We start from the raw sequence: 8,350 nt of genomic DNA on the forward strand, positions 1-8,350 counted from the left end.
TCTTTATTCTTCCGACGGACATCGGACTGATGACATTGTACCGAAAGCTCGAAAGCGACAGCACTGATAACTAATGACTGATGACTGATGACTGATGACTAATGACTTCTTCCGACGGACATCGGACTGATGACATTGTACCGAAAGCTCGAAAGCGACAGCACTGATAACTAATGACTGATGACTAATGACTAATGACTAATGACTTCTTCCGACGGACATCGGACTGATGACATTGTACCGAAAGCTCGAAAGCGACAGCACTGATAACTAATGACTGATGACTGATGACTGATGACTTCTTCCGACGGACATCGGACTGATGACATTGTACCGAAAGCTCGAAAGCGACAGCACTGATAACTAATGACTGATGACTGATGACTGATGACTGATGACTAATGACTAATGACTAATGACTTCTTCCTTCTTCCTTCTTGCTTCTTCTAAAATCCCCCTGAAAGCTGATATCGCAACTTTAATTAATTGCATCATGCTCGAAGGATGCGCCACTGCCCAGATATTGATTGCCAGACAAGCGATCGCCATACCGAGCAAGATGTATGTCGGAGGCATTACAACCCCGATCGCGAACCAGGTAAAAACGTGAAATAACATTGCAGCAGCCCAAAATCCAGCCACAGCCGCAGATGCCCAAACCTGCATTCGAGGTCTGTTTAGTCCGATCAAAATCCCTGTTTGCAAAGTAGTCAGCAAGTTTGCCGGAACTAAAAAAGCACAGATACCTATGCAGTAGGTATGGGAAAACTCAGTAAGTGTATTGAAGTCGAGCATTAGTCTAATTGTCGGGCCTGTTGGATATACTTAAAGAGCTTAACGTAGCTTGACTTTCAGATGTTGTCATCATTAGCTTAACTTAATATTTTGCTCTGCAGGCCGCTCGGAAGACACATCTCTCTCTCCCCGTTCCAGCGGGCCATATCTTACCACAAAATTAACTTTGTGGAAAATTATTAAAAGTTCTTGAAGAATCGCAAGAAGTGCTGGCATAATTGACATGGGGGATCGATCGCTATTGAAGAGCCAAGTCTGCAAAAATATCTAGAATGCCCGGGCCGGTAGAGCAGCAACACAACTGCTGGCTGATTTTTGACGAGATCGTTTTCGACTCGCGGACGGATGATTCCTTGCCAGCGTCTGTCAAGGAATCGAGCCGTTACGCGATCGAACAAGATGAGATGATTGCAAAACCTATTTTATAGCAACTACCAAGGCAACGCCGGACAAATTGTAGTAGGGGTTCCCCTCACCGACAAATCAATGCACCAGTCTAGAGAGCTCGACCCGCTCCCACAACTCAAATCTTAAATCCATAGAACCCTCTCAAAATTTTACAGCACCAAATAGAGAAAATGAATCGACAAATCACAATCCCAGCACTTGACGAAGAAGTTGACTTGACAAACTGCGACAAAGAGCCCATTCACCTATCGGGACACATCCAGCCGCACGGGGTGCTGCTTGTTGTGCGAGAACCTCAACTAGAAATACTGCAAGTCAGTGAAAATACGCAACATTTGTTGGGAATTGATGCTAAAAGTGCGATCGGTCAAGACTTGAGCTTATTATTCGATCGCCCTCAGCTAGAAAAACTCAAAGCCTGTTTGCAGAATGAAAATTTAAAATCCGTCAATCCCATTAAACTGTCCGTCGAAAAAGCAGGCAAATATTTAGATTTTGACTGCATCCTTCACCGAAGCGAAGGAATTTTGATGGTCGAATTAGAACTAGCCACAACCACAGAAAATCTTTCTGTTTTTAGCTTTTATCATTCAGTGAGATCCACTGTCAGCCAAATTCAAAACGCCAAAAACCTCAACGAATTATGCCGGATGACTGTAAAAGAAGTCAGGAAGATTTCCGGCTTTGACAGAGTTATGATCTATCAATTCGACCGCGAAGGCAACGGCGCTGTCATCGCTGAAGACAAAGCAGAAAACCTGACTCCTTTCTTAGGATTAAACTACCCCAGTACAGATATTCCCAAACAAGCCAGAAAACTGTATTCGTTAAATTGGTTGAGGTTGATACCAGATATTAATTATCAACCAGTTCCCCTCGTTTTCGGCAAGAATTCTCTTGCTAACGAACCCCTAGACCTGAGTTTTTGCGTATTGAGAAGCGTTTCTCCCATTCACATAGAATACCTGCAAAATATGGGCGTAGCAGCTTCGATGTCAATCTCGTTAATCAAAGAGCAAAAACTTTGGGGATTGATTGCTTGTCACAACTATACGCCAAAATACCTCAACTATGAAGTGCGCGCCGCCTGCGAATTTATCGGACAAGTAATGTCCTTAGAACTGCAATCAAAAGAAGGAAACGAAGACTACGACTACAAACTTTATTTAAAATCAATTCAAACCCAGATTTTTGAAGACATATCCACCTCCGAAAACTTGTCAGAAGTGTTCGGTAAATGCCAGCACAATTTGCTGAAAGCAGTCAACGCCCAGGGAGCAGCAATAATATTTGGAGACAATTGCTATCAAGTCGGACAAACACCTCAAGGAGAATCGCTCAAATATTTAACAAAGTGGGTACGAAAAAACCTCAAAAAAGAAATATTTTATACAGACTCGCTGGTCAAATTATATCCAGAAGCTGAGGAATTTAAAGATACAGTCAGCGGGTGTTTGGCCGTAGCAATATCGCCGATTCAAAAAATATACGTTTTGTGGTTTCGCCCGGAAGTAATTCAGACCGTGAATTGGGCGGGAAACCCCAACAAACCAGTTGAAATAGATGAAGATGGCAGTCCGAGACTGTCTCCTCGCAAATCCTTCGAGCTGTGGAAAGAAAATGTGAGCTGCCAATCATTGCCTTGGAAACCATGCGAAATAGACGCTGCATTGGAACTAAAAAAAGCAATGATTAATATAGTCCTGCGCCAAGCCGACAAACTCAACAAATTAAATACAGCATTAGAAGCATCTGTCGCCAGAGAGCGCGAAAAAACTGCTCATTTAAAAACAGCAATGTCCGAGCTTCAGCGCGCGCAAACTCAATTGGTGCAAAGCGAAAGAATGTCAAGCTTGGGACAGTTGGTGGCGGCGGTTGCCTATGAAGTCACTAACCCGATTAATTTCATTTACGGAAATCTTACCTATGCCAACGAATACAGCGAAAAAATCATCAATTTATTGCATCTTTACGAACAGCACTATCCCTCGCCTTCGCCCGAAATTCAAGCAGAAATAGAAGCAGCAGAAGTAGAGTTTATAGCTGAAGATTTACCGAAGTTGCTGGGTTCAATGAAAGTAGGAGCTAACCGCATCCGCGAGATAGTTCAGTCGCTGCGAAACTTTTCTAGAATTGACGAAGCAGAGATTAAACCAGTTGACATTCACGACGGATTGGACAGCGCTTTGCTGATTTTGAGCAACCGACTTAAGCCGAAGCCCGTGAAGCAAAGCTATCCCGTAGGGAATCGCCCTGCAATTCATCTCATCAAAGAATATGGCTCTCTGCCTTTGGTTGAGTGTTACGCAGTTGAGATAAACCAAGTGTTTATGAATGTACTGACAAATGCAATTGATGCTCTAGAAGATGCCTTTATCACCAAGCAATTATCGTCGCACTGCGGGTGCGAAGAAGAGCCAGCCAAGAGCGGACAAATTCGGATCGTGACAGAAGTTTGTCCGGGAGAAAAAGCCGTAGCAGTTCGGATAAGGGACAACGGTTGGGGTATGGAAGAAACAGTCCGCCAGAAAATATTCGATCCGTTTTTTTCCACCAAACCGGTGGGTAAAGGTGCAGGGATAGGTTTGGCAATTTCCCAGGAAATTGTGGTGGAACAACACGGCGGCAAATTGAGCTGCATTTCTGCCCCCGGAGAGGGAACCGAGTTGATTATTGAGATTCCCTTAAACCAAATTCATCCGAAACCCACTGTCAAATGAAAAAAAGTGCGATCGCCTCCCAAATCCACAAATCGAAAATTCGACTAAAATACAAAAGCAGCTAATACCAATTTAATGGGTCATTGCACATATCTCGATCCCCCTAAATCCCCCTTAACAAGGGGGACTTTGATCGGAATCTTATCCCCCCCTTATTAAGGGGGAGTAGGGGGCAAGCTAAGGGGGGATCGAATTTTACGGGGCCTCATAAAAAATTGGTATAAGTAGATTTGAGCCAAATTTGAGGAAGCGACTGTGACAGAAAAAAATACCGCCCAATGGGATGCCGGCAGATTTGTCAAAACCTTGGCTTATTTCGGCGTTATTCCCTTCATTGGCAGCATTAGCTGGCTGCAACAACTGTTCGGAAGCAGCAGCAACCAGAAACAAGACGAACCCAAACTCGTACTCGTAGCCGGTGCGACTGGCGGGGTGGGAAAGCGAGTCGTCAAGCGGCTGCAACAGCGGGGATATAAAGTCCGCTGTCTCGTCAGAGATACCAAAAGAGCAACAGAAATTCTCGGCAAAAATGTCGAATTAGTCGAAGCAGATATTACTCTCGCCGAGACGCTAACGCCCTTAGTAACCGAGGGCATAGATGCAGTTATCTGCTGCACCGGCACCAAAGTTCAACCGGTAGAAGGAGACACCCCAACCAGGGAAAAATACTATCAAGGCATCAAGTTTTATATGCCGGAAGTTGTGGATGTTCCCGAAATAGTTGAATACAAAGGCATCAAGAATTTAGTGCAAGCTGTTCGCAGCCAGCTAATTAAAGCAGGCGAAAAAACTATTTTTGACTTCACAAAACCCACCCAAGATTTAAAAGAAACTTGGGGCGCTCTCGACGATGTTGTGATGGGCGGCACTAGCGAAAGCTCGATCGTCCTTACAGACAGTACAGCTATCTTCACCGGCAATGTTTCCACGGCAAACTCCGGCGGCTTTGCTTCCGTCCGCACTCGCAACTTCGATCCTCCGGTTAATCTCGCAGGATTTAGCGGCCTCCAACTGCGGGTAAAAGGGGATGGTAAGCGCTACAAGTTGATTGTGCGGAGCGAGGCTAAATGGGATGGCATTGGCTACTGCTATTCGTTTGATACTGTTTACAATACTTGGATTACTGTCACCGTTCCTTTCGATAAGTTAATTCCAGTATTCCGGGCGAAAACTGTGAAAGATGGCTCGAAATTAGATCCGAGCAATATTTATTCTTTTCAGTTAATGCTGAGCAAGTTTGAATACGACGGCGGGCTGAATCCAAAATTTACACCGGGCGTTTTTCAACTGGAATTAGAATCTATTAAAGCTGATGGCGGGCAGACTTTGCCGCGATTTGTGATGGTGAGTTCGGCTGGAGTGACTCGCCCTGGCCGCCCTGGACTTATTTTGGAAGAGGAACCGCCGGCTGTCAGGATGAATGATATGTTGGGGGGAATTTTGACTTGGAAGTTGAAAGGGGAGGATTGCGTGCGATCGAGCGGCATACCTTATACTGTTGTCAGACCTTGTGCTTTGACTGAAGAAGCGGGCGGCAAAGCTTTGATATTCGAGCAAGGAGACAATATTCGAGGTAAAGTTAGCCGGGAAGATATTGCAGAATTGTGCGTGCAAGCTTTGGATATTCCTGATGCTAGTAAGGTTACTTTTGAGGTAAAAGAGGGGGAAGATTCTCGTTCTCCGGGAGATTGGGAGGGTTTGTTTTCTGGGGTTAAATAAGCGAATGGAAGACGGCGGTTGAAACCGCGTCTACACAGACAAAACCCGCCTCCGCGGGTTGAATAATAAGATCGCTTGTGAGTAGGAAAACTGGAGGCAGAGCCTCCGAATATGCGTTACCAGCCAGAGCCTGGTAACGAGTAAATAAGAGAATACTGGTTCCCAGGCTCTGCCTGGGAATCAATATCTAGAGGCTCTGCCTCGCTTGTGAGTAGGAAAACTGGAGGCAGAGCCTCCGAATCTGCGTTACCAGGCAGAGCCTGGGAACGAGTAATAACCAATAACCAATAACCAATAACCAATAACTAATAACCAATAACCAATAACCCATTTATGCCTTTGACTTTTTGGCGGCGAAATCTGACACCTTATTTGTTCTTGTTTCCGGCTTTGTTTATTTTGACTTTAACGGTTTTGTGGCCGGCGGTGCAAGCTTTTTATTTGAGTTTTACTAATTACGAATACGATTTAACTCAAATGCCGCAGTGGGTGGGTTTGAAGAATTTCGATCGCCTGTGGCGCGATCGCACTTTTTGGCAAACTTTGACCAATACGCTGCTGTATCTGATCTGTGTAGTACCTTTATTGGTTGTTCTACCGCTGGGAATGGCGATTTTGTGCAATCAAAAGCTGCGGGGGATGAACTGGTTCCGCGCAGCATACTACACGCCTGCGGTGATTTCGATGGTTGTCGCCGGGATTGCTTGGAAGTGGCTGTTTGCTGAAACTGGATTGCTGAATCAGTTCGGGGAAATGTTGGGTTTACCTCCGGTTTCTTGGCTGGCAAATCCGAAGGTGGTACTCTTTAGCGTGATGGCAGTTACTGTCTGGAAAGGCTTGGGTTATTACATGGTGATTTATTTGGCGGGGCTGCAATCTATTCCGGCAGAACTTTACGAAGCTGCTGCGATTGATGGTTCGGAAGGTTTGCGGAAACACTGGGATATTACTGTGCCGCTGATGAAGCCTTATTTAGTTTTGGTGGCGGTGATTTCAGCGATTTCTGCTACTAAGGTTTTTGAAGAAGTTTATATCATGACTCAGGGCGGCCCTCGCAATAGTTCTAAGACTGTTGTTTATTATCTTTACGAACGGGCTTTTAAGGATTTGGAAATTGGTTATGCTTGTACCATCGCCCTAGTGTTATTTTTGCTGATTTTAGGTTTGTCGGTTTTGCAAGTTAGCCTTCAGGGTTTGACTCGCAATGATTAGTTGACAGTTGACAGTTGACAGTTGACAGTTGACAGTTCAATACGGTTCACTTAACACTATTTATGTCCCGGAGATCCCCCTAAATCCCCCTTAAGAAGGGGGACTTTGAGAGCTTTCTTATCCCCCCCTTTTTAAGGGGGGTTAGGGGGGATCTTTCTTAAGTGAACCGTATTGGTTGATAGTTGACTTGACAGAACAAAGAGTTGAAAGTTGACAGAAGAAAGATGCAAGAAGATTAAGAAGGCGTTAAAACTCCCGGTGTTACGAATGTTATATTAAGCACATTGTCCCTACGCAATAACACGCAAGTACCAAGCTGCTTAAAGATTAAGCGAAATAGCCAATGACAAAGCTCTGAGACTTAGACTAAGCTTAAATAAATCTCGGTAGTTTTGTCGATCGCCCGCGCCATCACCCATCTAACACACCCTATTAACTTTCGTCAACAGTACAACTCCTGTAAAGTGGCGGCAAACCCTTTAAATTCAAATTTATTAAACTATGATTTTGCTAACAGGCTATCAAATCACCGAAAAAATGTACTCTGGTGTCAATACTGTGATTTATCGGGGAATCTGGCAAAAACACAATTTGCCAGTCATCGTCAAAACCCTGAAAAGCGAGTATCCAACTCTGGAAGAGATTACCCGCTTGAGACACGAATATAATATCCGAGAAAATCTGAAAAACCTCGAAGAAATTGTCAATTGCTACCGTTTAGAAACTAATCAGAATGGTGTAGCGCTGACCTTAGAAGACTTTGGAGGCATGGCTTTATCTAGTTTTTTAATTTCGAGCAAACTTGACTTAAAACAATTTTTGGAAATTGCCGTGGCGCTGGCAAAAAGTTTGAGCAAAATTCATCAAAACCAAATAATACACAAAGATATTAAACCGCAGAATATCATCATCAATCCAGAAACCTATCGGGTCAAAATTACTGACTTCAGCATCTCCTCGCGCTTGGTTCGAGAAAACGCAACTCCCAGCTATCCCAATTTGCTAGAAGGTACGTTAGCTTATATTTCGCCGGAACAAACTGGGAGAATGAATCGCGCTATTGATTACCGCAGCGATTTTTATTCGTTGGGTGTCACTTTTTACGAGATGCTGACTGGTGAATTGCCGTTTAGGGCGATCGACCCTTTAGAATTAGTTCACTGTCACATCGCTAAAATCCCCCCCACTCCCCGCAGTTTGAAGCCGGAAATTCCCGAAGCAATCTCTGCCATCGTGATGAAATTGTTGGCGAAGATGGCGGAAGATAGGTATCAAAGCGCTGACGGGCTGAGGTTTGACCTCGAAACTTGTCTGGCGCAACTGCAAGCTACTGGCAATATATCTGATTTTACTGCCGGAAATGCCGATCGAGCCGGTCAACTCCTCATCCCCCAAAAACTCTACGGTAGAGAAGCCGAAGTCGCCGCTTTGTTGGCAGCATTTAACCGAATTAGCGGTGTAGAACCCCCCCAACCCCCCCTTGTTAAGGGGGGGCT

The 8,350-nt window shown here is 44.6% G+C and carries 6 protein-coding genes; 5 read left to right on the forward strand and 1 reads right to left on the reverse strand.

Features of this window, described 5'->3' with window-relative positions:
* Positions 1-405: 405 nt before the first annotated feature.
* Positions 406-795 carry a hypothetical protein gene (locus WBA89_RS24000; protein WP_424409952.1) on the reverse strand — a complete coding sequence of 130 codons (390 nt, stop codon included), beginning with the start codon at positions 793-795 and terminating at the stop codon, positions 406-408.
* A 272-nt stretch (positions 796-1,067) separates the two neighbouring features.
* On the opposite strand from WBA89_RS24000, the gene WBA89_RS24005 reads away from it, so the two are divergent.
* The 5 genes from WBA89_RS24005 to WBA89_RS24025 form a co-directional block, all read left to right on the forward strand.
* Positions 1,068-1,223, forward strand: a complete 156-nt coding sequence (locus WBA89_RS24005; RefSeq protein ID WP_424409954.1) for a hypothetical protein — start codon at positions 1,068-1,070, stop codon at positions 1,221-1,223.
* A 150-nt stretch (positions 1,224-1,373) separates the two neighbouring features.
* On the forward strand, positions 1,374-3,923 hold the full coding sequence (locus tag WBA89_RS24010; RefSeq protein WP_424409955.1) for an ATP-binding protein: 2,550 nt from the start codon (positions 1,374-1,376) through the stop codon (positions 3,921-3,923).
* A gap of 255 nt (positions 3,924-4,178) precedes the next feature.
* Complete coding sequence (locus tag WBA89_RS24015) at positions 4,179-5,642, forward strand: CIA30 family protein (RefSeq protein WP_424409956.1); 1,464 nt, start codon at positions 4,179-4,181, stop codon at positions 5,640-5,642.
* Positions 5,643-5,975: 333 nt separating this feature from the next.
* Positions 5,976-6,854 (forward strand): carbohydrate ABC transporter permease, encoded by an 879-nt coding sequence (locus tag WBA89_RS24020; protein WP_424409957.1) that lies wholly within the window; start codon positions 5,976-5,978, stop codon positions 6,852-6,854.
* Positions 6,855-7,355: 501 nt separating this feature from the next.
* The coding region (locus WBA89_RS24025; protein WP_424409958.1) for a serine/threonine protein kinase at positions 7,356-8,350 on the forward strand (995 nt) is incomplete at its 3' end.

Origin of the sequence: Microcoleus sp. (assembly GCF_049646505.1) — a bacterium.
Taxonomy (GTDB): domain Bacteria; phylum Cyanobacteriota; class Cyanobacteriia; order Cyanobacteriales; family Microcoleaceae; genus Microcoleus.

What these genes read in the sequence shown, in the direction of transcription:
- WBA89_RS24020 (WP_424409957.1), top strand. Translation starts at nt 5,976, where the DNA reads ATGCCTTTGACTTTTTGGCGGCGAAATCTGACACCTTATTTGTTCTTG.
- WBA89_RS24005 (WP_424409954.1), top strand. Translation starts at nt 1,068, where the DNA reads ATGCCCGGGCCGGTAGAGCAGCAACACAACTGCTGGCTGATTTTTGAC.
- WBA89_RS24000 (WP_424409952.1), bottom strand. Translation starts at nt 795, where the DNA reads ATGCTCGACTTCAATACACTTACTGAGTTTTCCCATACCTACTGCATA.
- WBA89_RS24010 (WP_424409955.1), top strand. Translation starts at nt 1,374, where the DNA reads ATGAATCGACAAATCACAATCCCAGCACTTGACGAAGAAGTTGACTTG.